Source organism: Hymenobacter rigui (genome assembly GCF_003944715.1).
In the GTDB taxonomy this organism is placed as follows: domain Bacteria; phylum Bacteroidota; class Bacteroidia; order Cytophagales; family Hymenobacteraceae; genus Hymenobacter; species Hymenobacter rigui.
In genome coordinates, this window is the sequence record NZ_RWIT01000008.1 from 96,002 (window position 1) to 121,599 (window position 25,598).

The 25,598-nt window shown below is 65.1% G+C and carries 18 protein-coding genes and 1 pseudogene; 2 read left to right on the top strand and 17 right to left on the bottom strand.

Annotated features, from left to right (window positions below):
- Positions 1–33 precede the first annotated feature (33 nt).
- The 6 genes from EI291_RS14825 to EI291_RS14850 all read right to left on the bottom strand — a co-directional run bounded on the left by EI291_RS14825 (position 34) and on the right by EI291_RS14850 (position 9,961).
- Positions 34–699 (bottom strand): response regulator, encoded by a 666-nt coding sequence (locus EI291_RS14825; protein WP_125421469.1) that lies wholly within the window; start codon positions 697–699, stop codon positions 34–36.
- A 69-nt stretch (positions 700–768) separates the two neighbouring features.
- Positions 769–2,712 carry a tetratricopeptide repeat-containing sensor histidine kinase gene (locus EI291_RS14830; protein ID WP_125421472.1) on the bottom strand — a complete coding sequence of 648 codons (1,944 nt, stop codon included), beginning with the start codon at positions 2,710–2,712 and terminating at the stop codon, positions 769–771.
- Between the two features lie 141 nt (positions 2,713–2,853).
- Complete coding sequence (locus tag EI291_RS14835) at positions 2,854–4,071, bottom strand: serine hydrolase domain-containing protein (protein ID WP_125421475.1); 1,218 nt, start codon at positions 4,069–4,071, stop codon at positions 2,854–2,856.
- A gap of 276 nt (positions 4,072–4,347) precedes the next feature.
- Complete coding sequence (locus EI291_RS14840; RefSeq protein ID WP_125421478.1) at positions 4,348–5,748, bottom strand: TolC family protein; 1,401 nt, start codon at positions 5,746–5,748, stop codon at positions 4,348–4,350.
- 2 nt (positions 5,749–5,750) lie between these two features.
- A complete protein-coding gene (locus EI291_RS14845) occupies positions 5,751–8,921 on the bottom strand; it encodes an efflux RND transporter permease subunit (protein WP_125421481.1) in 3,171 nt (1,056 codons plus the stop codon).
- Positions 8,918–9,961: an efflux RND transporter periplasmic adaptor subunit gene (locus tag EI291_RS14850; protein ID WP_170172658.1), complete on the bottom strand. Its 1,044-nt coding sequence runs from the start codon at positions 9,959–9,961 to the stop codon at positions 8,918–8,920. The genes EI291_RS14845 and EI291_RS14850 overlap by 4 nt, the downstream gene beginning before the upstream one ends.
- A gap of 245 nt (positions 9,962–10,206) precedes the next feature.
- Here EI291_RS14850 and EI291_RS14855 point away from each other — a divergent pair, with 245 nt between their 5' ends.
- Positions 10,207–10,590 (top strand): hypothetical protein, encoded by a 384-nt coding sequence (locus EI291_RS14855; protein ID WP_125421487.1) that lies wholly within the window; start codon positions 10,207–10,209, stop codon positions 10,588–10,590.
- Positions 10,591–10,677: 87 nt separating this feature from the next.
- On the opposite strand, the gene EI291_RS23360 is transcribed toward EI291_RS14855, so the two are convergent.
- The 10 genes and pseudogenes from EI291_RS23360 to EI291_RS14900 all read right to left on the bottom strand — a co-directional run bounded on the left by EI291_RS23360 (position 10,678) and on the right by EI291_RS14900 (position 23,690).
- The gene (locus EI291_RS23360; RefSeq protein WP_262697277.1) at positions 10,678–10,812 is read right to left on the bottom strand and encodes a hypothetical protein; all 135 of its coding nucleotides are present in this window, start codon (positions 10,810–10,812) and stop codon (positions 10,678–10,680) included.
- A 260-nt stretch (positions 10,813–11,072) separates the two neighbouring features.
- The gene (locus EI291_RS14860) at positions 11,073–12,746 is read right to left on the bottom strand and encodes a TlpA disulfide reductase family protein (protein WP_125421490.1); all 1,674 of its coding nucleotides are present in this window, start codon (positions 12,744–12,746) and stop codon (positions 11,073–11,075) included.
- A gap of 517 nt (positions 12,747–13,263) precedes the next feature.
- Positions 13,264–14,691 (bottom strand): serine hydrolase domain-containing protein, encoded by a 1,428-nt coding sequence (locus EI291_RS14865; protein WP_170172659.1) that lies wholly within the window; start codon positions 14,689–14,691, stop codon positions 13,264–13,266.
- Positions 14,692–14,877: 186 nt separating this feature from the next.
- On the bottom strand, positions 14,878–15,681 hold the full coding sequence (locus tag EI291_RS14870) for a carboxypeptidase-like regulatory domain-containing protein (protein ID WP_125421496.1): 804 nt from the start codon (positions 15,679–15,681) through the stop codon (positions 14,878–14,880).
- 62 nt (positions 15,682–15,743) lie between these two features.
- The gene (locus EI291_RS14875; protein ID WP_125421499.1) at positions 15,744–17,864 is read right to left on the bottom strand and encodes a M28 family peptidase; all 2,121 of its coding nucleotides are present in this window, start codon (positions 17,862–17,864) and stop codon (positions 15,744–15,746) included.
- Positions 17,865–17,973: 109 nt separating this feature from the next.
- Entirely contained in the window at positions 17,974–19,695 is a 1,722-nt protein-coding gene (locus EI291_RS14880) for a S41 family peptidase (protein ID WP_125421502.1), read from the bottom strand.
- Between the two features lie 142 nt (positions 19,696–19,837).
- A complete protein-coding gene (locus EI291_RS14885) occupies positions 19,838–20,557 on the bottom strand; it encodes a LytR/AlgR family response regulator transcription factor (RefSeq protein ID WP_125421505.1) in 720 nt (239 codons plus the stop codon).
- Positions 20,557–21,201: a sensor histidine kinase gene (locus EI291_RS22910; protein WP_170172660.1), complete on the bottom strand. Its 645-nt coding sequence runs from the start codon at positions 21,199–21,201 to the stop codon at positions 20,557–20,559. The genes EI291_RS14885 and EI291_RS22910 overlap by 1 nt, the downstream gene beginning before the upstream one ends.
- Before the next feature lie 479 nt (positions 21,202–21,680).
- Positions 21,681–22,337 carry a hypothetical protein gene (locus EI291_RS14895; protein ID WP_148103416.1) on the bottom strand — a complete coding sequence of 219 codons (657 nt, stop codon included), beginning with the start codon at positions 22,335–22,337 and terminating at the stop codon, positions 21,681–21,683.
- A 598-nt stretch (positions 22,338–22,935) separates the two neighbouring features.
- Positions 22,936–23,690: pseudogene (locus tag EI291_RS14900) on the bottom strand (IS5 family transposase).
- Positions 23,691–23,744: 54 nt separating this feature from the next.
- Here EI291_RS14900 and EI291_RS14905 point away from each other — a divergent pair.
- Entirely contained in the window at positions 23,745–24,098 is a 354-nt protein-coding gene (locus EI291_RS14905; RefSeq protein ID WP_205701607.1) for a hypothetical protein, read from the top strand.
- A gap of 1,079 nt (positions 24,099–25,177) precedes the next feature.
- Here the strand turns inward: EI291_RS14905 and EI291_RS14910 are convergent.
- On the bottom strand, positions 25,178–25,585 hold the full coding sequence (locus EI291_RS14910; RefSeq protein WP_125421514.1) for a response regulator: 408 nt from the start codon (positions 25,583–25,585) through the stop codon (positions 25,178–25,180).
- Positions 25,586–25,598 lie beyond the last annotated feature (13 nt).

Below are 25,598 nucleotides of genomic sequence, written 5' to 3' on the forward strand. Positions count from 1 at the left end.
GATGCTAGATGTTCAGCCCGCTGAGGCCGGTGGCTAGCCCCGGTGGCGCTGCAGGGCGCGGGCCAGCAACTCACCCTTGGAGTTGATGTGCAGCTTGCGGTACACGCTGCGGATGTGGTTGCGCACCGTATCGAGGCTGATGCCGTAGCGGCTGGCAATGAGCTTGTAGCTGAGCCCGTCCTCGATACCGCGCACGATGTCCAGCTCGCGGGCCGTGAGTGGCTCGCCTCCGAGGCCAGTTGCCGGGGCCGGCTGCTGACTCATGCGCTGGAAGGCCTGCACCACGTGCCGGGCCACGCCCGGGCTCATGGGCGAGCCGCCGGCCATTACCTGCAGCAGGTGCTCCTTAAGCTCGCGCAGGGGCGTGTCCTTGAGTAAATAGCCCACGGCCCCCGCGCACAGGGCCTGGTACACGCGCTCGGCCTCGGCGTACACGCTCAGCATCACCACCTGGGCCTGGGGCAGGCGAGCCTGCAGCAGCGGGATGCCCTCAATACCGGAGAGGCCCGGCAGGCCGATGTCGGAGAGAATCAGCTGGGGCGGGCGCGTGGCGGTGGGCAGCGCGGCCAGAAACGCCTCCACCGATTCGGCCACCAGCTCGCACTCGAACTCGGGCTGGGCGCACAGGTATTCCTGCAGCATCTCCCGGATGGGGGCCTGGTCTTCAATCAGGGCAAGGGTGTAGGGTGGCTCCGGCATAAGGCAAAGGTACGTGCCCCCTTGCCACCCCGGCCTGACATAAAGATGCCAGGGCGGCGCCGCGTTGGGTCAGGGAGCGGGCAGGCGGGCTTCGAGCCGGAACCCGGCCGGGCCGGGCGCTGCGTGCAGCGTGCCACCCAGCGCCTCAGCCCGCCGGTGCATATTGCGCAGGCCGTTGCCGCCCCCGGAGCGGGCCGGAGCCGGCTCACCGGCCGCCGATGCGGGGGCTGGCTGCCCGTTGTCCTGCACGCGCAGGCGCAGCTGGCCCTCGTGCCGGGCCACGCGCACCTGCACGTGGGTGGCGTGGCGGGCGTGCTTGACCACGTTGTGCAAAGCCTCTTTGTAAATCAGGTACAGGTGCTGACCCAGCAGCGGCGGCAGGGCCTCCTCCGGTCCGGCGTCAGTTACGTCGAAGTCCACGGTCAGCTGGGCGGCGGGCAGCACCTCGTAGGCGTGGTCGCGCAGGCGGGTGAGCAGGGCGGGTAGCGTGAGCAGTGGGGTCTGCAGGCCCCACACCACGTCGGTCATTTCGCGCCGGGCCCGGCGGCTGGTTTCGCTCAGGCGGCGCAGTCGGGCCTGGGCCGGAGCGTCGCTGGCCGGGCTGATTTCCTGCAGCAGGTCGGCCTGCATGCTCACCTGGGTGAGCAGGTTGCCCACGTCGTCGTGCAGGTCGGCCGCTAGTCGGGTGCGCAGGGCGGCCTCCCGCCGGGCCTGTCGCCGCCGAAACGACCACACCAGCCCCACCACTACTAGGGCCGTCAGTGCCAGCAGGGCCAGGAGCCCGGCCACCTGCTGCTGGTGGCGCAGGCGCTCCAGCTCCTGCTGCTGCCGCAGCACATCCAGCTGCAGCTGGGTGCGTGAGCGCAGGGCCCGGGCTTGGGCCGCCGAGAGCCGGCGGCGGGTATCCTCGCCGCTGAGCGTATCAGCGAAGGCCGCGGCCTGCGCCTGATAGTCATAAGCCCGGCGGAAGTCGCCCAGCTGGCCACTGGCGCGGGCCAGCAGCTGGGCCGCATCATGGGCCAGGGGCAGCAGGCGGTGCCCGGCGGCGGCGCTCAGGCTCAGCGCGGCGTAGGTGCGGGCGCTATCGGGGCGGGTGGTTTGCCAGGAGCGGGCCAGCAGCAGCGCCGCGCCGGCTGTCTGCTCGGGCATCTGCAGGCGGCGGGCCCGGGCCAGCAGCTGCCAGGCCGTGGGGCGCACGGCCGCCTCGTCGGTCAGCTGCGCGCGCATCTCAGCCAGCAGCAGCTCAACGGGCAGCAGACCCCGCTCGGTGTAGATAGTGCGGTAGGCCCGCAGCGTGCGGGCGTAGGCCCGGTGGGCGGCCTGCCACCGCCCCTGCCGGCGGTCAATGTCGCCCAGCCCCTGGTACACCACGGCCGTGCAGACCGAGTCCCGGACGGCGGGCAGCAGGTCGCGTGCTTCTTCCACGTACTGCCGGGCCAGCGTCAGCTCGCCCAGCCCCAGCTCCACGCGGCCGGCCTGCACCAGCTGCAGCGCCTCCACCTGGGGCCGGTGCAGGGCGCGGGCCAGCGCCAGCCCATCGAGGCTGGGGCCAAGGGCGGCGGCGTAGTCGCCCTGCTCGGTGTAGATGCGGCACAGGTTGTAATAGGCCCGCGACTGGGTAAGTGGGTTGCGGGTGCGCGTGGCCCAGGTCAGCGCCTGCCGGCTGTGGAACAGCGCCGAATCGTACTGATTGCGGACCCGGTAGTCGTAGCCGAGGGTGAAGTGGGCTTCCATGAGCCCGGGAGCGTAGCGTAGCCGCTCGGCCAGGGCCAGCGCCTGCCGGGCCAACGCCCGCGCCCGGGGCGGGTCGTTGAGGCGCAGGGCGAAGCCCAGGGTGTTGAGGCGCAGCACCCGCAGCGTATCAGGCCGGGGCTCCCGGGCCAGCAGCTCCGTGAGGCTGTCGCGCAGCACCCGCAGGTGCGGCAGCGGCAAGGGCAGGGTTTGGGCCTGTGCGGCCCGGGGCCACCCCAGCAGCCCCCAGCCCAGCACCAGCAGATACCCCAAACGTTTCATGCGCAGTGCCCGATTCAATGAGCGTGCAAGATAGCGGCGGCTTTTGGCGTTTGCCAACCTTTCTCGCTCCCCTGCTTGGAAGCTGGTATCGGGCTTTATGGCCTCACGGCCCGGCCGCTAGTGGTGAAGTGAGCAAACCGGCTAGGGCGCGGTGGGGGGATACTCGGCATAGTTTTCCCACTGGGCCGGGGTGGTCCGGTCGCCCAGCAGGCGGGCCAGCAGGGCCATAAACGTGGCATCGGCGTTGGAGCTGTTGCCCATCAGCAGAATGGCTTTGCCCGCCCGGCTGAACACCACGCTGTGGTTTTCCCAGCCGTCGTCGTGGCCTTCCTTGAAGTAGGCGGGGCCGTAGGGCGACTCGAACGTGCCCCAGCCCAGGCCGTAGCCCAACTGAATCGTGCGGTTGCTGTCGGCGGCCGCCACCGTGGCCAGGGGCCCGAACTGGCCGCGGTAGGGGATGCGCACCTGCCGGCGGATCATTTCCTGCTTGGTGGCCGGGCGTAAGCCACGGCCCTGCATCACGGCGGCCAGAAACCGGGCGTAGTCGGCCGGGGTGGTTTCCAGCGAGCCGGCCGCCCCGGCCGTAGTGCGGCGGCGTTTCGGCAGCGGCTGTCCCTGCTCGTCGTAGCCCAGGGCGTAGTTCTGTTCAAACTTGGGCTGCCACACGTAGCTGGTCTGGGTCATGCTCAGGGGTCGGAATACCCGCGCCTCGCTCAGCTGCACCAAGCTCTGCCCGGTCAGCTGTTCCACCGCTAGCTGCAGTAGCTGCAGGCCCTCGCCTGAGTACCAGTACTGCTGGCCGGGGTTGAATTTGAACCGCAGCTTTTTGTCCGGGGCAATCCAGCGCCAGTTGGGCAGGCCCGTCGTGTGGGTGAGGGACTGCCGGGCCGTAATCTGCTGCCAGCGCGCATCGCCCGCCAGATCCTGGTACTGCGGGTAATCGGGTATGGGTTTGGGCAGGTACTGCGCCAGCGGCCGGTCCAAATTCAGCTTGCCTTCCTCCACCAGCTGCATGACGAGGTAAGCAAATACGGCCTTGCTGAAAGAGGCCGCGTACATGCTGGTTTGGGGCGTGAGTGGCTCCTGGGCGGCCACGTTGCGGTAGCCGAAGGTGCGTAGGTATTGCAGGCGGTTGTGCTCAAACAGGGCCACGGCCAGCCCCGGCACCCGGGCCGAATCCATCAGGTGCCGGATGGTGCGGTCCAGGTAGGCGGGCGGGAGCGTGCGGCCATCCAGGGTGTGAAACGACCGGGTAGGCTGCGCTGTTGCCGGCTGTCCCAACTGACCTCCGCCGATCAGCAGCCCCAGCAAAGCGGCCAGCACGCGGCCAGGAAGAGAAATGCACGCGTAATCTGCCATAGCTACAGACTTATCGAATGAAAGGCTGAATGGAATACCTGACCAGTTGGTAGGCTCAGGGGCGGCACCGGCCACCGGAAGTCGGGGCAGTTGGCGGCTTAAAATACACGGAACTCAGGAATGGGACCTAAATCCTCAGTACTTGGCTGCTGAATATCTTAAAGTCCTTCTATCCTTCATCAACTTAGGTAATCCAAGTCTTTGCTGGGAGAATTATTAAAATGGAAAGTTTTATAAATGTAAAATTCATTATGTCAATTGGTTATGGCTGTGTGCTTACAACTGGCCGCTTACATGGAGCAGTTCCGTGAGGGCCAACCGGTAGTTGAGCTGCGCGGAAAGCAGGTCCACCTCCGCTTTGGCCAGCGTAGCCTCGGAAGTGAGTACTTCGGCCGGCAAGACCTTGCCGGCCGCCAGCGCGTCCTGCTTCACCTTCAGCTCAGCCGCGCGCAGGTCGGTGGCTTTCCGGGCGGCGGCGGTGAGGGCGGCGGCCTGCCGCAGCTGGCGATACGCTTTCTGCACCTCCCCGGCCACTTCCTCGCGGGTATACCGCTCGTTTTCCCGGGCCTGCCGCTGCTGCGACTCCCGCTGCTGCACCACCGCTTTCCGCTCCCCGAAGTCGTAGATGTTCCAGTTGAGCAGGCCACCCACCAGCACGCTGTTGCGGGGCAGGATGGGGGAGCCCTGAATACGCAAATAATTGGCCGTGAGCGACACGTCGGGCAGGTACTGCTGGCGGGCGGCCTTCACGCCCAGCCCCGCCTTTTCCCGCGTCTGGGCGGCCTGGCGGATGGCCAGGTTGGCCGTATCGGCCCGGCTCAGGTAGGCTTCCAGCGGCTGGGGCACTTCATCCACGCCGGTTGGGGGCGTTAGGGCAAGCGGGGTGTCGGCGGGCAGGCCCAGCAACTGGTTCAAATCGTAGGCGTAGTCGGCCTGCTGGTTCTGCACGGCCAGCAGCTTCTGCTCCTGGTCGGCAATGTTGGCGTCGGCGGCCAGGAGCTGGGCGGGCAGGGCCTTGCCGGCCAGCCGGGCGCTTTCCACGTCATAGCGCTGCTTCTGGGCGGCCTGCAAACTCAGCTCGGCCTGCCGCTGCTGCTGCCGGGCAATAAGCAGGCCGTAGTAGAGCTTCTCGACGCCCTGGCGCACCTGCCACTCGGCCTGCCGCACGCTGGTGCGGGCCAGCGCCACGTCCTGCCGGGCCACCTGCTCGCCGGTACGAATCTTGAGCAGCTGGGTGAGCGGCTGGGCGGCCTGCACGGTGCCCAGCACCAGCGTGTGGCTGCCTTCGCTGATGGGAATGTCGGCGGCGGGAATGGGGCCGGTGGCCGGGTACACGCCCAGCGCCCCGCGCGGCACGGTGATGTCGAGCTTGTTGGTGTTGTAGCCGGCATTGGCCAGGGCCGTGAGTTTGGGGAAGCGCTTGGCGTGCACCTCCTGCTCCTTGTACTGGGCTTCGACCACCTGCTCGCGCACGATGCCCAGGCGGCGGTTTTGCGTCAGGGCCAGCGCGGTGGCCTCTCCCAGCGTGATGGCGCGGGGCGCGGAGCTGGCAGCCGGGGCGGCGGACGGCGGGGCCGGCTGCTGCGCCATAGCGGGCGTACCCAGGCAGCAGCCGGCAGCCAGGAGCAGGACGGCCGCGCCGCGTAGTCGAAGGGATAGTATCGGGAGGCTACGCATGGTCAGACAGCTTGGGGGGTAGCGGGATGAGCGGGCCGCGACTCGGCCGGTGCCGGCGCTGCGCCCTCCACCGACACGAGTTTATCCTCCGGCTTCACCACCAGCGCAAACAGCACCGGCGTGACGAGCAGGGCCATGAACATGGAGAAGATGAGGCCGACGGCAATGACGCTGGCCAGCGGGCTCCACATGGGTGAGCCCGACAGAATCATGGGCAGCACGCCGATGGCCGCCGCCATCGTAGTCAGGAAAATGGGCCGCAGCCTGCGCTTACCGGCTTCCGTGGCCGCCGTGTGGATGTCCATGCCGTGCTTGACAATCAGCTCATTGGCGAAGTCAACCAGGATGATGGAATTGCGCACCACAATGCCCGACAGGCTGATGAGCCCCAGAAAAGCCGTGAACCCGAAGGGGTTGTGGGTGACGACGAGGCCCAGAATCGCCCCGAACAAGCTCAGCGGAATGCTGGCCATGACCAGCAGGGTTTCCTTCAGATTGCGGAACTGGAAGAGCAGAATCAGGAAGATGAGCACCATGCTGATGCCCAGGGCCATCATCATCTGGGCAAATGTGGCTTTCTGGTTTTCCACCTCGCCGCCGTACTCCACGCGGTAGCCGGCCGGCAGCTTCAGCGCGGCAATCCGGGGCTGGATTTCCTTGAGCAGCTGCGAGGTCAGCACGTCGCCGGTGGTTTCGCTCTGCACCGTGAGGGTGCGTACGCCGTTGCGGTGCATAAGGCGGCCGGTTTGCCACTGGGGCACCAGGTCGGCTACCTGGCGCAGGGGCACCCGCGCCCCCGTGGCGGGCGAGGTGACGTAGGTGTTGGCCAGGTTCTGGAAGCCGGCCCGCTGGGTGGAGTCCAGGCGCAGCACCACGCTCAGGGGCGTGTCGCCCTCGTACCAGGTGGAGACCGGCGCGCCGGCGAAGCCGGTACCGATGGTCTGGGCGATGCTGCCGGTGGTGAAGCCCAGGCGGTTGGCTTCAGGCCGCAGCTGCACCATGAGGCCGTAATAGTCGTTTTCGAAATCGGTGCGCACCAGGTAGCTGCCCGGGCTTTGGCGAATAATGGCCTGCACCTGCTCGCCCAGCTGCTTGAGCCGGGGCAGGTCCTCGCCGATAAGGCGCACTTCCACCGGCGCTTTGGTGGGCGAGCCCTGCTGCATGAGCTTGACCTGGGGCCGCCCGTTGGGCACCAGCGCATCGATGCGCCGGCTGAGGGCGGCCGCCAGCTCGGTGGTTTCTTCCTCGGTGTGGGTGTTCACCAGCAGCTGGCCGTAGTTGCTGGCCGGCGGCTCGGGGCTGAAGTTGTAGTAGAAGCGCGGCGCGCTGGTACCCGTGAAGCTGGCCACGTCGGTCACGCGCTTATCGCGGCGCAGCTCCCGCTCCACGGCGCGCACGGCCTGGTCGGTGGTTTCTAGGCGGGTGCCCATGGGCATCCAGATTTCCACCGCGAACTGGTTGCGCTCGGCGGCCGGGAAAAACCGCTGCTGCACGCTGCGGTACAGCAGCACCCCGGCCCCGATGGACAACACGCCCACCCCGATGGTGAGCCGGGGCCAGCCCATGCACCAAGCCAGCAGCCGGTCGTAGCCGGCCTGCATCTTATCCAGCAGCGAAAACTTCTTCTTTTTGGGCGCAGCCTCTTCACCAGGCGCGCTCCCATGCGCCGCCCCCGGCACCACCGCGTGCAGGCCCTTCTTAATGAAGGTGTAGCACAGGATGGGGGTGAGCAGCATGGCCACCACGAACGAGCTGGCCAGGGCCACGGCAATGGTGATGGGCAGGGCCCGGATGAACTCGCCCACCGAGCCGGTGAGCAGCACCATGGGCAGGAACGAGGCAATGATGGTGAGCGTGGCCGTGAGCACCGGAATAACCAGGTTGCTGGCGCTGCGCCAGGCCGCCTCCCAGCGGTCCAGACCCTCGTCGAGCAGCTCCACGTAGTTGTCGGCAATGACGATGGCATCGTCCACGACCATGCCCAGCACCACGATGAGCGCCGCCAGCGACACCTGGTGCAGCTCAATGCCCATCATGTTCATCACGGCAAAGGTGACGGCCACCGTGACGGGAATGGCCATGGCCGCTACCGAGGCGATGCTGAACGGCAGCAGCAGCATGCACACCACCACCACGGAAATGATGGCCAGGAAAAACTCCCGGATGAAGTGGCTGATGCTGTGGTCGACCAGCTCGGGCTGGTCGACGATGGTGCGCACCTGCAAATCGGCGGGCAGCAGCTGTTTGCTTTCCTCCAGTTTGGCCTGCACGGCGTGGCCGAAATCCACGATGTTGTTGCCCTCCAGCATCTCTACCGACAGCAGCAGGGCGCGTTGCCCGTCCACCCGAATCAGGGCGGTGGGCTCGGCGTAGCGGCGCGTCACGGTGGCCACGTCGCCCACCCGAATCACCTGGCCGGTGGGGGCGGAGCCGATAATCTGGCTGGCAATCTGCTGCTCGGAGCTGAAGAAGCCCGAGGTGTGCAGCGGCACGTCGGCGGTGCCCACTTTCACGCTGCCGGTGGGCCCGATGCTGTTCTGCGACTGCAGCACCTGCACCACCTGCGGCAGCTTGAGCCCGTACTGGGCCAGCCGCTCGGAGTTGGCCGTCAGGTAAATCTGCTCAGGCTGCTCGCCGTAGCGCTTGATTTTCGAGACGCCCTTCACCGTGCGCAGCTGGTCTTCTATCCTGCGCAGGGCCGCCCGTAAATCACTGTAGGACAGCCGGTCCGACTCCACGGCTACGAGCATGGCCACGGTGTCGCCGAAATCGGTGCTCACCACTGGGCCCCGCACGCCCGGCGGCAGGTCCACGGCCTTGGCCACGTTCAGCTCGTGGCGCAGCTTCGACCAGAACTCATCGGGGCGGGCCACGTTCTCGTTCAGCTCCACGTTGATAATCACCTGCCCGTCGCGGGTGGTGGAGTAGGTTTTCTCCTTGCGCACCTCCGAGAAGCGGAACAGGTACTCTTCCAGCTTCTGGGTCACCTGCGCTTCCACCTGTTCGGCCGTAGCCCCGGGGAAGTAGGTCACTACCAGGCCCACCCGGATGGTAATCTTGGGGTCTTCGCGCCGGGGCATGGTCAGCAGCGAGTAAACCCCGGCCAGAAAGGCCATGAGCAGCACCGCCAGCGTCACCTGCGGGTAGCGCAGGGAAGATTTCACGAGATTCATCGGGCCGAAGAAGTAAGGGTGATGGCCGCGCCGTCGCGCAGGCGCTGCTGCCCGCCTATCACCACGAGCTGGCCCGCCCGCAGGCCCGACGTAATCTGGATGCCCTGCCCGGTGACGTCGCCTACTTGCACCCGCTGCCGGTACGCCCGCTTGCGCTGGGCATCGGCCACGTACACGTAGGTTAGCTGGTCGGCATCCCGCACAATGGCTTCACCTGGTACGGCCAGCACCTGGGCCGTGCCGGTAGTGGCCAGACTGGCCTCCGCCACCATACCCGGCCGCAGCCGGTTGCCGGGGTTGGGCAGGGTGATTTTGACAGCGTAGGTGCGGGAAGCCGCATCGGCCACCGTGCCGATGGATTCCACCCGGCCGGTGAAGGCCGAATCCAGGGCCGGTACGATAACGCGCGCCGGCAGGCCCGGCCGCAGGGCACCTACCTCGGCTTCGGGCACGGCCGCCCGCATCGTCAGCGGCCCGCCGCTGACGATGGTAAACAGGGGCGTACCCGGCCCGATAATCTCGCCGGGGTCGGTGCCGCGCCGGGCCAGCCGGCCCGAAATAGGCGCCCGCACCTGGCCGTCGCGCACGTTTTTGGCCGCCTGCTGCTGCTGGGCGCGGGCCTGGGCCACGGCCGTGGCGGCGGCTTCCAGGTCGCTGGGCGTCAGGCTGCCCCGGTCGTACATCAGTTTGAGGCGGCCGTACTCGTCCTGGGCGCGGGCCAGCGTGGCGTTGGCGGCGCTGAGGGCAAACTGGTAGCTGCCCGCATCCAGGGAGGCCAGCACCTGGCCGGCGCGCACCGGGCCGCCTTCCTCCACGTTCACCCGGCTGACCCGCCCCCCAATCAGAAAGCCCACGTCCACGGTTTTATCGGCCTCCAGGGCCCCGCTCACGGCGATGGTGCGCGTTTGCTGCTGGCTTTGCACGGCGCGCGTCAGTACCGGAACCGGCGGTTCAGGGGGGGCAGGCTCAGGCTTGGATTGGCAGCCGCTCAGGGCGGCCACGGCCAGGAGTGCAGCGGCAACGGGTAAGGGTAGGTTCATACAGGAGGAAAAACGGAACCTGGAACAGTGCATCGGCCGGATTGCCGGCCCGGGTGCTGATACCCAGGCCGACGCTGCCGATTTTAGTATTATATACTATCTGTAATATTTAATGTTGCCGCCGCAGCCCGCTCAGCTTTCCGGCGGTTGCCAGTACCGGCGTTGGTGCCTTTCGATTTTCTGAAAGCCGTTAATTTCCGCCTTATGATGACTGCTGCCCCGCCTCGTTCCCTTACGTTCCCTTCTTGCCGGTCATTGAGCGGCCGCAGCCCAACGAGCAGCACCTGATGGAGGATACCGTGGCCGCCATGAAGCGCATGGCCCTGGGCCAGCTCGACCACCACCGCTACGCTACCCGCGACGCGCACGACATGATTCACGCCATCCTGAAGGGAAATAGCACATTCCGGCCGACCTGCCGCTCCACTTGGCTCAGGGACTGTTTGTGCTGCCGGGCACCTACCCGGTCATTATCCGGATTTCATGGCTGCCAAGCCCGCTGCGCCCTCGCACCGGTTCCCGCACTGGGCCCCGTTCTGCAGGCATTTTTGCGCGGGCTCACGCTGCAGCCAGCCGTACAGGAAGCCGGCAAAGCAGGTGTTGCCTGCCCCATTGCTGGCCTTGGTTAAAAGTTTGGCACAAGAGATACTGTGATGGCAAGCAAGCGGTCAGCCGTATCTATTGATTTTTGAGCATCTGAAGGAGGACGTGCGCGTTCATTCTGCGTAGTCTCGGCCCACTTCGGTGACCGGGGCTATTGCTTGCCCGACTAGCTGGGCGGTGGGGTAGTCAGGATCATACACCCGGTCCGTTTTCCAGAGCGCGTAGCAGAGCACGGGCAGTTTGCGCATAACGGCAATGAGGCCGGGCTTGTCGCTGGAGTGGCGCGTACGTAACCTTGCATAAAAGGACGATTCACGGGTTTTCCCCATTTTTTTAACAACACCCGAAATTGTGCGCACGTGCGTGGTTCACCTGCTGGCATAATCGGTGGACGTACACGGGTAGGGCCCCTAAGCCTGTACCCATAACCATTGGGGCAGACCAGAGCGGCCGCAGAACTGGAGCGCTCCTGCCTCCTTAGTCGCGTCGAAGTTTTGGGTGGACTTTATCACTCCGATTTCGGGCGCAGTGCTTGCTCAATAGCCCGCACAGTGGCCGCTCCCGCGGAGGGACGCGGCGCACGCGCCTGGAGCACCCGTCCATCGCGCCCAATCAACAAATAAGTTGGATACTCCCACACATGGTAGGCGGTGGGTACCTCGTCGGTGGGGCTGAGCAGCTGCACCTGACCGGGGCCGAGAAGGTGCTCGGCGGCTAGCACGTGTTGCCATTTCTTTTCCGAATCGCGCACTGCGATGGACACAAATACCACGTTGCGGCCGGCAAATTGCCTTGTTAGCTGGGCGGCGGCGGGCAACTCCTGGCGGCACGGAGCGCACCACGTACCCCAAAAGTCGAGGTAGACCACTTTACCCCGCAGGCTGGCCAGCGAAACGGGCTGACCGGCGTGGTTGAGGAGGGTGAAGTCGGGAGCCAGCTGTCCGGGTTGCAGGCGCTGCTCATCGGCCAGCAATTGCCGCAGGCTGCGGCTGAGCAGCGTATCCCGATTGTGGGCCTGAAACGTGGGGTAGGCCGCCAGCACGGCGGCTCGGTTGTCCGGGAGCTGGAATGCCAGCAGCTGAAACATGGCCCAGTCACGGGCCCGGTTGGGGCCCCAATCCGCCGTGGCCTGGGCATAAAGCCGCCTTGCTTCGGCAGAGTCTGCCCGTAGCGGCCCATCCGGGAGCAGGCGCCCTCCATACGCCGTTAGCAGGCGCAGTACCGGTTCCCGGGTTACCTGCTGGTCTAGCTGAGCACGGGGCAGTTGCCGCAAAAAGTCATAGTAGCCAGCCGGAAGCACCAGGGCCTCCTTGCTCGCGGCGCGGCGGTAGCCAGGGTAGTCCAGTAGGATGCGCGCCCACTCCAGCTCAATATCCAGTGCCGCCTGGCGTTGAAAGGCCGGAGGCAGCGGGTGCGCCGCCGCGTAGCTGGCCAGAAAAGCTCGTTGCCGCTGCCGAAACGCATCGGCCAGTTGCCGCATGTACGCCGGGGTAGCGGCTGGGGTACGCTGCCGTTCCGGATGCGCGGCCGTTGGTGCGGCCTGGAAGTGCCACAGGGACTGGGCCAGGTAATTGTTGGCGGCCGCCCCGCGCCCGGTGTAGCGCACCGTTTCATCAAAGCGCGCGAAATCCAGGGTGAGGTGCAACTGGTCACCCGGCCGCAGGTATAAGGGCGTGCGCTGGCGGACGTAGGAGAGAGAGGCCGGCGAGGCCTGGGTGAGCCCGTTGAGCACTAGGGTAAAGTCGCCGGCCGCAGTGAGTGTGGTTTTGGCCTGGTGGGGGCCGTACCACAGCCGCACCGTATCGCCCGCGGGCGCGTGGTCAAAGTGCCCCCGCAGCACGGTCGGGCCCCGCTGGTCCGGAGACGAGGCCGTAGTATCAGGGGGCAGGGACCCGTGGTAGCGCCCCCTATAGCTTGCATAAAAGCTGTTGCCGATGCCCCGATTCCGGTGCTGGCTACCGACCCGGCTGCCCCGGAGAGCGGCGCCCGGCGAAAATGCACTGCGCCCTGACTCGCCCTGAGGGCGACCCAGCTCCTGGCGCGGTCCGATGACCAGGCGGACCGCAGCGCGGTCAGCCCAGGGAGTAGTCTTGGGACGAGGTACAGAGGGCGCCGGCCGGGGTGCGAAGCCCGCCAACTGACTGGCACCAAACCAGCAGAACAGCAGAAGTAGATATGGCATTTCAAGGAAACCAAATGAGGGAAAACGACAGCGTATCGCGGGGCGCTGGTGGATGAATTCAGGCGGTTGGTCGGGTTCGGAATCGTGCCGGGGAAGGCCTGTCGTTCCACGATAGTGGTCCTACGACTTCAAGCCGTAGGACCACTTCGGCCCCCGGCAGCTGAGCCGATCCGACCTACTAACCCGGCGGCAGCAAACGGGTCAGCGGCTCTTCCGGCTCTGTGAGGTGGTCCTGGCTCAGGTGCTCGTTTACTGGCAGCACAATGGCTGACGGTGCCTGCGGGGCATTCACCGCCGGAAATCCTCCCGGCGTGCCGCCTTCGAAATCCTTGGTGAACAGGTCCTGCTGGGCGTAAGCCGGGCAAACGAGCCCTACCCGAAAGACTGCGGAAATTGCAAGGTGCTTGATGAGGAAAATTACTGTTGCAAAGTCGGGAGTGGGTTGCCTCCAGCCCGCCCTCGCACGTCACGTTCGTAGGGGCCTGGCGCCGGCGGTAATCCGGAGGAGCGCGCCGGTTTATTTCCCAGTCGCAGCCGGCTTCGGCAACTCCTGCTTCAGGAACTCTTCCATTTCGGTCAGGCGGGCCTGGCTGATATTTTCATTAACCAAGATGACGATGCCCAGGTCCTGCTCCGGGTAGAGTACGAAGCGGGTGTTGTAGCCGGGCGATGAGCCGTCGTGGTAAATGCGGCGGTTGCCATCGGCGTCGCTGTTTAGCATCCAGCCCAGGCCCAGACCGAACTCCGGGGCGGTACCGCGTGTGCGCTGGTGGGCCAGGCGCACGGCGGGCTCGCGCTCGGCTAGGTTGGCCCGCAGGTATTTCATCAGGTCAGCCGGGGTCGAACTCAGGTTGGGGCCGCCCCAGTAGCCGGTGTAGTTCACGTGCGCCTGGGGCAGCTCCGGCCGGGCGTACCCGATGGCGTAGCGCTGCTGCTCTTTGGCGGAGAGCACGCGCTTGGTGTCGTGCATGCCGAAGCGGGTTTTCACGTAGCGGGTGACGAGCTGCTCATAGGGCTGCTGGTACACGCGCTCCAGCAGCAGCTGCAGCACCAGCATGCCCACGCCGGTGTAGCGGTAGGTGGTGCCGGGCTTGCTCTCCAGCCGGAGGCCGTGCAGGTCGTGGAGCAGAGTGTCGGCCGTGTAATGGCTGTAATGGGCAACTCTGTCGGCCAGGTTCAGCTTGCCCAGTCGCTCTTTCGTCGCCGGAGCATAAAGGCGGGACGCGCCGCCCAGGCCGGAGGTGTGGTTGGCCAAATCCACGAAGCGAATGGGCTGGCCCTCCACTTCCAGGTTGGGGTACTGGCCGGGCAGGTAGCGGCGGATGTCGTCGGTGAGTTGCACTTTTTTGTCGAGCACGGCCTGGGCCAGCAGCGTGGTCACGAACGTTTTGGCCACCGAACCCATGTCGTAATAGGTAGCCGGAGTAGGCAGGCGGCCCGTGCCTTTTTCCACCTCGCCGTAGTTGTAAAACGTTTCCTTGCCCTTTTGGTAGATGGCGATGGACATGCCTACCGCCGCGGGATGCTGCAGGTAGAGCGAGGCGGCGCGATGCACCGCCAGGTCGAGGGCCGTTTTCTGCGGGTTGTCGGTGCGCACCGGCGTGGTCCGGGCAGTGGGCTGGGCAATGAAATCCGAAATGGTGTAGTCGTCAATTACGCCGGGCACCGGCGACATGAGGGCCACGCGCAGGTTCTGCTTTTCGCCCTGCCAGGCAAACTCATGGCGCTGGCCCCGGGCCGTGAGCACGGCGGTGCTGGTGATGCGACCCGTCTTCTGCTGCACGCCGGTAAGGTAGCGGGCCATGCTGCCCAACGGCTCTATCTTCCGCAGCGCCGGACTCCCGAACGCTTCCACTGACGTGAAATCACCGCGGTTGAACTGCGCCACCAGGGTGTCGTTGAATTGGGCGTACGAAGTGAATTTGGCAGATTGAGCTCGTGCCACCGGGCAAGAGAGGCCGACAGATGTAATCAATAGGGCAGTGAGAGGCCGAAACATAGGGAGGATAGGAAGCATAATGGTCGAATGATGGAATGAGATGGAAAAATGAAGCCGCTCTTCACGCGTATGCCGCAACTGGCGGCAAACTTATAGCTGCTCGTAATAAGAGAAGGAAGCCAGGGAGTGCCCCTAGAAGGTGATATCAAACCGGCCGTTGGTAATCGTCTGGTAGGGGCTGGCAGTACCCGTACCGTAGAGGCTGGGGATGGCCGTAAACTCGAAGGTGCCGGCCGAGGACAGGGCGCCGTAGTCGTAGCGGGCCACCAGCACATGGCTCACCGAGCTGCCGCCGGCACCGGTGTAATACTCATCCATTGCGCCCGCCGCGGTGCGGAAGCGGGCCAGGGCGAAGGTGTACTCGCTCAGACCCAGGGCGTAGAATCCGGCCCCCTGAAACGGAACCGCATTGCGGCCGCCCAGATTGCTCAGCACTACGCTCACGCTCCGCAGGTTACCGCTGGCATCGGGGGCAGAAACGCCTTCCAGGGAGAAAAACTTGTCGGTGAACTGTCCGCTAAGGCGGGTGGCGGAGTACTGCACGCCGCCCTGCTGCCAGCTCACGGTGCCCTGCACGCGGAAGCTGCGCGAAAAGGTCAGGGTGACGGGGTGTGTCTCGCGGGCTTTCACCACCACCGCAACCGGGGCCGGCGCGTTGTAGCTGCTGGTGGCGGCGGCCGTGAGCGAGTAGGTACCGGGTGCCAGGCCCGGGAAAGCAAACGTGCCGGCCGCATCCGGCGTGGCGGTGCTCGTGCGGCCGTCGGCGGCCGTTAGGGTGACGGCGCTGGCGGCCCGGGCCGGCATGAGTTGGCCCTGAACAGTGCCCTCCGCAGGCAGGGGCGCCACGGCATCGTCCCTGGAGCAGGAGCCCGTCACCAGAAACAGCACGCACCCTAGCAGGAAGAGCGCACAGCGCAGAGCATAGGTAAAAAACATGGGGATAAAAGAAGTAAGGTGAAGTAAATGCTTGGCAGACCAGAGAGAAAGAGGCCCGCTTATCAGGGCTTGGTGAACGTGAAACGGCGGCCGGCTTCGACCAGCACGAAGCGCGGCTGGCCGGCCTCAAACTCCAGCAGCGCGCCGGTCGGCTCGAACCGGAAGACGCTTGGGCGCACCGGCTGCAGCACGAAAGCCGGCTGCCCCGCCGGCTGGGCCTGCAGCGTTTCCCCCACGCGGGTAAGGGTAATGGCCAGGGGCAGCTGCGGGCAGCTGTAGCGCCCCGCGTAGCGGTCCAGCTCCGGCGCTGTCGGCCGGGAGCCCGGGGTTGCGCGCGCCGGGTCCGGGCGCGGCCGTTGGGGCGCGTTGGCTACCGCCCAGGCGGTGCGGAAGATGAGCTGGCTGCGCCGGGTGAGGGCCGCAAAGTCGATCTTGTCCACGTCGTCGCCGGGCTGGTGGTAGTCGGGGTGGAAGCCGCTGAAGTAGTAGATGACCGGTACCTGCTGCCGGGCGAAGTTATAGTGGTCGGAGCGGTAGTAGAGGTGCGCGGGATGGGTGAGCGTATTGTAGCGGTAGTCGAGCTGCAGCGGCTGATGCCGGCCGTTGGTCTGCTCGCTCAGCTCGTGCAGCTCGCCGGAAAGCCAGTTGCTGCCCAGCAGGTACAGGTAGTCGCCCTGCTGGTGGAGGCTGTCCACCCGGCCCACCATGTCCAGGTGCAGGTCGGCCACGGTGGCCGTGAGCGGAAACACGGGGTGGTCGGTGTAGTACCGGGAGCCCAGCAGGCCCAGCTCTTCGCCCGTGAAGCCCACAAACAGCAGGCTGCGGCGCGACCCGTGGCCCTCCCGCCTGGCCTGGGCAAACGCCCGGGCCATGGCCAGCACACTCACCGTGCCGGAACCATCGTCGTCGGCCCCGTTGTAGACTTGCCCGTGCTGGCGGCCCACGTGGTCATAGTGGGCGGAAATCACCACCACCTCGTCTTTCTTATCGGTGCCTTCCAGGTAGCCCAGCACGTTTTCGGTGGGGAAGGCTTGGGTGCTTTCCCGCACCTGCAGCGTCACGGCCGGCGGCCGAAACGGCGAAGCCACGGGCTTGCCGGCGGCCGCTACCTGCTGCCGGTAGGCGGCCAGCCCGGCCTCAGTAGTCCCCAGCAATGCAGCTCCCATCTCGGGCGACACAAAAAACACGTTGGCTCCCGCGGCGGGCGGCGGGGCCGGTTCGCCAGGCAAGGCAATGCGAGGCTCCCAGCCAGGCAGGTCGGCGTAGTCCTGCGGAATCCGCGCCAGGGCGGCGGCGCTGGGCATAATCCGGAACGTGGCGCGCGGGGCCAGCGTGCGCATGGCCGGGCTGCGGGCCACCATCTCGGCAAAGCCCGGCTGGGCGTAGGCGCTGGCCTGGCCGGTCGGGCTCAGCAGCGGCCGGCCGGCCGGGTTGAGGGGCTCATCAAGCAGCAGCACTAGGTCCTTGGCCTGCAGCGCCGGGTCCGAGGGGGTGTAGTCGGCAAAGCCGGGGGTGCTGATGCCGTAGCCCACGAAGGTGGGCTGAATTACGGCGGCGGCAGCGGCTGGATTGCGCAGCAGCACGAAGAAGTCCTGGTTCACCCGGAAGGTCCGGGTTCCTACCGTCACCGACGAGGCGGAGTCCACTCCCGTCCGGGTCAGGGCGAAGCGCTGATAGTAGGGCATATCGGAGCCCGCTACGGGGCCTTGCAGCCCCGCGGCGGCAAAGGCCCGGGCCAGGTACGCGGCGGCCTGCTGCTGCCCCCGTTGGCCGGTGGCGCGGCCCTCGTAGGCGTCGGAAGCCAGCACCGTCAGGTACTGGCGCAGCGCCGCGGGCGTGATGCGGGCGGCATAGGTCAGGGCCGGGTCCGCGGGGGGCCGCTGGGCCCGCTGGGCGTGGGCGCCGAGCGGGAGCAGCGGCACCGCCAGGGCAATAAGAAGGCGAACGGGAAAGGCTGGCATAGCGGGGAATAGGTTGGCTGCCTGTCTGGCCCGGGCCGCGGGCAGGGCAGCGGGTTCGGCCGCCGGGCGGAAAAAGCGCAGCACCTGCTCGTTGAAAAGCCGGGGAGTTTCCACCGGCGCGTAGTGGGTGGTGGCGGGCAGGAAAAGTAGCGTGCCGTGCGGCAGGGTGGCCGCAATGGCCCGGGGGTGGGCCGGCCGGATCACGTCGTGCTCCCCCGTCATCACCAGCGCCGGCGCCGAAATCCGGGCCAGGTCGGAGGGGTGAGGTGGGGCTCCTGGAGCAGCAGGTTCAGCAGGCGGGTCTGGGTAGGCACGGCCACCCCACGTAGTACTACTGGCGCTGAAGCAGTTCCAGGGCCCGCTCCCGCAGCTCGTCGCGGCCGGCGCGCAGGCCGTCGGGGGTGGGCTGCACCACCACGTCGGGCACAATCCCGAGGCCCTGGGTGGGCCGGCCGTCGGGGTAATACACGCCGATACCCGACATGCCCGTTTTCAGCCCGCCCGGCAGTGTGATGGAGCAGCGGTTGCCATCGGCCCCGGCCGTCTGGCTGCCCAGAATGGTGCAGTTTGGCGTGGCCCGCAGCGTCATGGCCGTAAACTCGCCCTGGCTCAGCGTGATTTCATTGACCAGCACCACCACCCGGCCGGTGTAGGGCAGCCCCGGCCCGGCCTGCGGGTAGACGGTATCGGGGTCGGCGCGCAGAAAGCGGCCGGGGGCGCGGGTATCGAACTGCGCGTACCGGGCGAAGGTCGCCGGCTCGCGCAGGAAGTAGCCGGGCAGCTGGCCCGCGACGAAGTCGCCGGGGTAGTTGCGCAGATCGATGATGAGGCCCCGGGTCTGGCGGAAAGTCTGCATCATCCGCGGCAGCTTGTCGCGGCGCACCTGCGCCATGTCGATATAGCCCACGGTCGGGGTCAGAAACCGGTACAGGCTATCGGCCGCGGCCCGGGGCACGGGCGTCAGCGTGGAATACAGGCGGGCCTCGGCTTGCACGCGCAGCGGCCGGCCCTCGCGCAGCAGGTCCAGCGTCAGCGTAGGTGTGGGGATAAACAGCAGCTCCCGGGCAATAAGGCGCAGGCGGGCGGGACGGTTGGAGCCCGGCGTTTCGGGCAGGCGCCGCCGGATCAGCTCCGCCACCGGCACGCTGTTGAGGTGGGTGATGATGTCGCCCGGGGCCAGGGGGCTGGGCTGGCCTATGCCGTCCTGGCGCACGTGCCGCACCACCGCCTGCTCCCCGATAAACTGCACCACCGCCGGCACCAGGTACGCGCCCGCTTCCTGGTCGAGCAGGGCATCCGGGGCCAGGGTGGCGTGCCCGTCCTGCAGCTCCCCCAGCAGGCGGAGCACCGCGTGGCGGTAGCGTAGGGGCGTATCGGCGGCTACAAACACCGGCAGCAGCTCGGGCAGCACCCGGGCCCAGGGCCGGGCCGCCAGCTCCTTGTAGGGCGAGTAGTACTCCACCATATTCCAGAAGCGGCACAAAGCCAGGATGCGCAGCCCTACGTCGGGGCAGGCCTGGTTGGCGTAGGCTTCCTCGTGCGGAAACGACGCGTTGCCGGCCGGCAGCTTCCCCACGTAGTAGGGCTCACCCTGGTAGCGGTTGGCCTGAATGTAGACCAGCTGCCGCCGCAGGGCGGAATCAAAGACCCGGGACTCCCGGGCCCAACGCAGGTCGGGGGTGGTGTGCACGGGCAGGGCGGGCGGGGTGGCGCAGCTGGGGCAGGCGGGCACCTCGCCCAGGCTGCGTACCCAGCCGCGGAGCAGCTGCCGCTGCTCCGCGGTTGTGCGGCAGGCCAGCAGGGCGGGCAGTTGGCGCAGCAGCGCGGCGTCCCAATCCTGCTGCCCTGCCGCCACGGCCGGGTGGTGGTATTTCAAAAGGCCCCAGAGCTGACCCAGGGCCGCCACACCCGCCACCTGCCGGGGCGTCAGTGACTGCGCGGCGGGGCTGGCCTGGATGGCCGGGGCGCTGGCGGGCAAAGCCGGGGTTTGAGCTCGTAGTGCCCCGGCGCAGAAAGTGAGCAAAAGCAGCCATACGTAACGAATCGGGAGCATAGGAATTGGGTTTGTTGGTGAGTGAAATAGCGCGTATTAGGTCGTGATATAATCGGCAGCGCAATGCGTAACCAAGCGCCCACGCCACCGAAGGGGTGCGCTGCGCGGGAGGTCAGACGCAGAAAATAGCCGGGGCGCGTCCCTAGCTGCCCACCACGTGGCGTTGCAGCGCCTCGAAGAAGCCGCGCCGGTAGGTGTCACCGAGCGGGGCGCTGGCCTTGCCGTCCTGAAACAGAATCAGGTTGCCGTCCAGCGCTTTAATCTTGGGCAGCGACACAATGTAGGACTTGTGCACCCGCATGAACTGGGTTGGTGGCAGCCGTTCCTGCAGGTCCTTGATATTGAGCAGGGTGACGATGCGCTCCTGCTCGGTGTAGATGGATACGTAGTTCTTGAGCCCCTCCACGTACACGATTTCCTCGAAGCTGACCTTGCGCATGCGGCCCTTGCTTTCGGTCTTGACGAAGATGTAGCTGTCGGGCGGCGGGGCAATGGGCTGGGTGGGTGGGGCCTGCGCTTTCAGGGCTTTCTGGGCGGCTTTCAGGAACCGCTCGAAGGCAATGGGCTTGAGCAGGTAGTCGAGGGCTTCCAGTTCGAAGCCCTGGAGGGCAAACTCGCTGTAGGCCGTGGTCAGAATCACCTGACACTTGCCCGTGAGCAGCGGCATGGCATCGAGGCCCGAGAGCTGGGGCATGTGGATGTCGAGAAACACCAGGTCCACGGGCTGGGTGGCCACCAGGCGCAGGGCCTCCACGGGGTTGGTAGTACTGGCAACCAGCTCCAGAAAGGGCGTTTTCGCCACAAACTGGCGCAGGATGTCGATGGCGCCCTGCTCATCGTCTACAATCAGGCAGCGTATCACTACAGGCTTAGGGTCAGGTGGGTAGCGTAGGATTCGGGCGTGTCGTGCACCGTAAGCTGATGGCGGCCGGGGTAGATGGCCGCCAGCCGCCGCCGGGTGTTGTCAATGCCGATGCCGGTGGAGTGCTCCACCGGGCCGCCGTGCTTGCGGTTGCTGGTGAAGAAGGTGAGCTGGTTTTCCTGCACCCGCACCTGCACCAGCACCGGGTAAGCGGCATCGAACAGCTCGCCGTGCTTGAAGCAGTTCTCGACGAAGGTGATGAGCACCAGCGGCAGGATCAGCAGAAACTGGGTGCTGCCCTCCACCTGCAGCTGCACCTGCAGCTTGTGGCCGAAGCGCAGCTGATTCAAGGCCACGTAGTTGCGCAGGTGCTGGATTTCCTTGTCCAGCATCACCTTGCCGTGCTCGCCCCCCTCGTTGAGGGCGTAGCGCATGATGTCGGAGAGCAGCAGCACGCTTTTGGCCGTGGGCTCGGAGAGCGGGTAGACCTGGGCGTAGAGGAAGTTGAGGGCGTTGAAGAGGAAGTGCGGGTTGATCTGGCTTTTCAGAAAGGCAATGTCCGCCTCCAACAAACCCCGCTCCTGTACCCGAAGTTGATGTTCCTGCATCCGGAGTTGCTTCTGCACCCGAATAGCGTAGGACATATAGGCATAGGCTAGGCTGTATGTATAGAAAAGTACTCCACGCAATATGCCATATGAAGCAATAATCCGGAAAGAGAGAACAGGTATTAATAGTGGCACATGGAGGCGCAACAGCAGCAAGGTAACGAGGTAGCGGGCTATTATATAACCTATTAGCAGGCCAATTACGCTGACTGTGTAAACCTTGTATCTTTTCGTAATAAAAAGCTTAGGAAACAGCCACTCACTGTGCGCATATACTACGCATGCATATAGCGAAAACTGAAAAAGGGAATCTATTGGATGCGGAAAAGGTATTTTTACTCCTAACACATAAGCTGCTTCATATAAATAATAGCCAATCCATACAGCCAAATGGTAAAGAATAGTTTTGTAACGTGTCACGCTGATTGGCACTGGAAATGAACGAGTCGAGGATGGCGTAAAGGTGTTCATAAAACTTGCCTTCAGAAAGTAAACTACGCGGTGGTAGCGGACGGCTAGTGCACCAGGCTCAGCTTAACGCCCACTTCCAGATGCGGACGAAGCTGCACGCCCCGGTAGCGCATATTCAGCCGACGGGTTTCCAGCCCGCCGCCCACGTAGGCATCGAGCAGGCCGTGGCCGCCCAGCCGGTGCTGTGTGCCCCACAGTCCCGACAGGGCCGAAACCTCGTGGTAGAGCCGGGGCGCGTAGTAGGGCGTAAAGCTGGTGGTGGCCTGCACGGCTACGTAATTGCCCACGAAGGGCCCGGTTTCCCGCCCGGCGGCCCGGCGCTTCTCCTGGTTATAGTAGCGGCGCACACCCAGGTCAATCCCCAGCTCCGTGACGATGGCCGACCGGCCACGCCCGTCCGGGGCGGCAGTGCGGGCCCCTACCCGCCAGCCGCTGCTCACGTTGCCGTACAGAGACCAGGCCGGTGCCATCTGCCACTCCACACCGGCCACCACCGGCAGGGCCGTGCCCAGATAGCCGCCAATAGTCAGGCCGCGCGTGATGCCGGTGCCGAGCTTGAGCAGAGTGGTGGGCCGAAAACCGGGTGCCGGAGTCGTTGCTGCCGGGGCTGCGGGTTCGGCGGTGGTCTGAGCCTGGATAGCCAAGGGAGAGGCTAAGCCCATACTCAGTAAAAAGGAAACGCAGTAGAATAAGCGACGCATACGTGGAGATAGAGTGTGAAAACTGCAAGAAAGTGGCAGGTGGTGCTAAGCGCCTGCCACTTTCTTACTTGCTGCTTCAAACCTACTTTGTCTCCGGCGCCCCGAAAAGATTATTACACCAACGGCCGGTTTCCCGGTATCAACGCCCGTAAACCAACGAATCCACAGTGGCAGGCATAGTTGTCTTTTTCGACCTGCACTAGGTCCCGGCCGGCGCTGTCGGGCTGCTGCTTGAACAACTGCTGCATCGGGCCGGTAGCTGCCCCCGCCTTCCCATAGCCGGATCCAGCTTACCTTTCTTATTCAACGGCTGTAAAAGTCGCAAACCTGACCCCGGACCCGATCAGGGTAGAGGGCGGCATCTCAAAACTAATCAGCTGCTACGCATGCGCCACACCTTCATCCGCAACTGGTTCATTGCCTGCGGGCTGATCAATATTCTGGCTGTAGTGGTCTTGTCGCGGGGGGCACCAATACCGTTATCCCGAAACCGACCCGGTGATTATGTCCAACTTCGGCTTGCTGATGATTACCGTCTGGGGGCTGGTGTTTCTGGCCGAGGCCAGACATTACCGGCAGGCCAAGTAGCTAGGAAGTATTAACAGTCACGCAACCAGAGGACGGTTGCGGCCAGGTGAATAAAGGCTAAAAAATTCGTGTCCAATTTGTCATAGCGGGTGGCCACGCGGCGAAACTGCTTGAGGCGGCTGAAGAGCCGCTCGATGGGATGGCGCTGGGCATAGCGGGGGGGGGCGTAAGCACGCAGGTGGCGGCGCTTGCGTCGGGGCGGAATCACGGCGCAGGTGCCGCGAGCAGCCAAGACGGCCACGAGCGGGTCGGAATCATAGCCGCGTTCGGCAATGAGGTAAGCTGGGGCGAAACCGTCGAGCAGCGGCAAGGACTGCGGGGCGTCGTGGCGCTGACCGGCGGTAAGGCTGAGGCGCACGGGCCGGCCGGAGGCATCGGCCACGGCGTGCAGTTTGGTGGTCAGGCCGCCGCGGCTGCGCCCGAGGGCTTGCGGTCCGTTTTTTTGCGCGCCCCACTCGCGTGCTGGTGCGCCCGCACCGTGGTCGAATCGACCAGCAACGTGTGCAGCGCATCGTCTTCTTGCACCGCGGCCAGCACCCGGGTCCACACCCCGGAAGCGGTCCAGCGCTGGAAGCGCGTGTACGTCGTGTGCCAGTTGCCCCACGCCGCCGGCAAAGCCCGCCAGCGGCCGCCGTTGCGCAACAGCCAGAGCACCGCTTCCACAAAGCGGAGGTTGTCCTAGCCCCGCCCGCCCTTGGTACCTTCTCGGCCCGGCAGCAGCGGCGCGATGCGTCCCCACTGCGCGTCGGTTAGCAGATATTCCATGCCCCAAATTACATACCACTGTTAACACCTCCACCTCCTAGCCCCCTCAGCCGCATGCTCACTTCTATCCCTCTGGCAATTCCCCCTGTAACGTTTGATGCCACCGGGGCCCTGCAAGTCATCCCTTCTCCGACCTCCTCCGAGCACGACTTCGACTTTTATCAGGGCAAGTGGCGCCTGCACAACCGCAGGCTTAAGACGCGGCTCAACCAGTGCAAGGAGTGGGACGAGTTCGAGTCCACCCAGGAGATGTACAAAGTGCTCAACGGGCTGTGTAACGTCGACAACTACCTCGCCACCTTCGCAGGGCAGCCTTTCGAGGGTTTGTCGCTGCGCCTATTCAACCCGCACACCCGCCTGTGGAGCATCTACTGGGCCGACTCTACAGAGTCCTGCAGCCCCCGGTAACGGGTTCGTTTGAAAATCAAGTGGCTCACTTTTTCACTCAAGACGTATTTCAGGACCGGCCCAGTCTAGTCGCCTTTCGCTGGGATGCGCGCGACCCGCACAACCCGGTCTGGAGCCAAGCCTTTTCCCCAGACCAAGGCACGACGTGGGAATGGAATTGGTACATGCACTTCCGCAAATTTAACTAACCCTGAGCCCACGCCTCCGCTCAGCCGCTTCTGCCATCGGAATTATAGCCGTAATCTGTTCACGCAAAAGGTCGTATAAATGAACAAATAGGTATGACCAGTCGGGGCAGATGTATTGGAAGTGGGCTTTCTCGACTGGATAGCCCCTTCGGTCTGCAGCGGCTGGAGGGCCTCTTGCATGTACGTGGTGTTCCACAGCCTGATGGGGCCGGCCCTTGAGAATACTTTCCTCTAATACGACTCGCAGAACCCGATTGCATTCACCTTCCTCCTCCTGCCCGCTACGAGCACATCAACCGCTTAGGCAAGTATACCTTTCCCCGCCAAGTGGAAGTGGAGCCTAACGGGCTGCGCAGCCTGCGAAAGCCCTTGGAAACGGCTTAGCGTAATTTTATCCCCCACTGCTATAAGAAGGCCTGGATGATCAGCGCACGTGGATGAACGTCGCGTATTTACTCAAACGGGAAACGATTGAGGCGATCAGTAGTACACTGGATCGGGCGGCCCGCTCCGAAAGAGTGGTGGTAGACGAAGGTCTCGGGGGCCGAGCTGCCCGTGTCAATGCCGTAAGCCAGCTGGAGCGGGAACGCCAACCCCAAAGCCGGGAGCAGGGTATCACCAGGTAATCCTTACGCGTCACGTAGCAAAAAGCCAATCTCAACGGCTTTTTCGTTTCCTGTGTAGCAAAGCCGTTTTCCGGCTGTATCAAACGTGCACAGTCTCACCGGTGCAACTGTTCACCCCGGCTTGCACTGTCACCTATCGGCAACTGCCAAGAGCTGCCTCGGTGGTATCTGCTTAAAGTCGGTAGCTTGTCGTGGCCTGCACGGTCTTATTAGGGGTTGTCTCACAAAACGAATTACCGCGGTGACCCGTACCACCTTCCTGGTGCTAGGTAGCGAAGTGTTGCGCCACGACGCGCTCCACCTGCTGCTGCGTCAAGGGCTTGTCCAGGTAATCCGCAATGGGCAGCTCTTGCGCCCGCTCCCGGTCCCGGGGGCTGACGGAGCTGGTTACTACCACCACTACCACTGCCCGCCGCAGCGCGGCCGGCAATTGCGCGTACACCTCCAGAAACTGGATGCCGGTCATCACGGGCATGTTGATGTCCAGTAACACCAAGATCGACTGGTCGGCCCAGGGCGATTGACCCAACTGCTGCAGCGCGCGCAGGGCTTCCTGCCCGTTGAGGGCTACCCGGATGTCGTCCGTTACGTCAAGGCGCTGCAGCAGCTTCTTATGCAGAAAGTTGGTGGTGGAGTCGTCATCCACCAGTAGCACGAGGGGAATTGTAGGCATGGCTTGCGTATAC